The sequence below is a fragment of the Clostridium moniliforme genome, assembly GCF_017873235.1.
GTDB lineage: Bacteria > Bacillota > Clostridia > Clostridiales > Clostridiaceae > Clostridium > Clostridium moniliforme.
In genome coordinates this window covers 1-1,236 of record NZ_JAGGJZ010000027.1, presented here as the reverse complement: position 1 = coordinate 1,236, position 1,236 = coordinate 1, and the positions used below count along the sequence as shown (strand labels likewise).

At 53.5% G+C, this 1,236-nt stretch carries 1 rRNA gene; it reads right to left on the bottom strand.

The features are described 5' to 3' along the window. Window positions 1-1,236, bottom strand: a 23S ribosomal RNA gene (locus J2Z53_RS12810); the annotation flags it as partial.

Sequence of the window (1,236 nt, the reverse complement as noted above, 5' to 3'; positions counted from 1 at the left end):
GCTTACACCTCTGACCTATCAACCTTGTGTTCTTCAAGGGGTCTTACTAGCTTATGCTATGGGAAATCTCATCTTGAGGTGGGCTTCACGCTTAGATGCTTTCAGCGTTTATCCCTTCCCGACTTAGCTACCCAGCTATGCTCCTGGCGGAACAACTGGTACACCAGAGGTCAGTCCATCCCGGTCCTCTCGTACTAAGGACAGCTCCTCTCAAATTTCCTACGCCCGCGACGGATAGGGACCGAACTGTCTCACGACGTTCTGAACCCAGCTCGCGTGCCGCTTTAATGGGCGAACAGCCCAACCCTTGGGACCTACTTCAGCCCCAGGATGCGACGAGCCGACATCGAGGTGCCAAACCTCCCCGTCGATGTGAACTCTTGGGGGAGATCAGCCTGTTATCCCCGAGGTAGCTTTTATCCGTTGAGCGATGGCCCTCCCACGAGGTACCACCGGATCACTAAGCCCGACTTTCGTCCCTGCTCCACTTGTGGGTGTCGCAGTCAGGCTCCCTTCTGCCTTTGCACTCTTCGAACGATTTCCGACCGTTCTGAGGGAACCTTTGGGCGCCTCCGTTACTTTTTAGGAGGCGACCGCCCCAGTCAAACTGCCCACCTAACAATGTCCAGTCACCAGTTCCATGGCGTCCTGTTAGAATTCCAGTAATATCAGGGTGGTATCCCAAGGGCGACTCCATCAAGACTGACGTCCTGATTTCCTAGTCTCCCACCTATCCTGTACAGATAATACCGAAATTCAATGCTAAGCTACAGTAAAGCTCTACGGGGTCTTTCCGTCCAATCGCGGGTAGCGAGCATCTTCACTCGCACTACAACTTCGCCGGATTTGCAGTTGAGACAGTGCCCAAGTCATTACGCCATTCGTGCGGGTCAGAACTTACCTGACAAGGAATTTCGCTACCTTAGGACCGTTATAGTTACGGCCGCCGTTTACTGGGGCTTAAGTTCACACCTTCGCTTGCGCTAAGTGTTCCCCTTAACCTTCCAGCACCGGGCAGGCGTCAGCCCCTATACATCAGCTTTCGCTTTAGCAGAGACCTGTGTTTTTGCTAAACAGTTGCTTGGGCCTATTCTCTGCGGCCTGCTCTCGCAGGCACCCCTTCTCCCGAAGTTACGGGGTCAATTTGCCTAGTTCCTTAACTGCAATTCTTCCGCGGGCCTTAGGATTCTCTCCTCATCTACCTGTGTCGGTTTGCGGTACGGGCACTATTTCTCT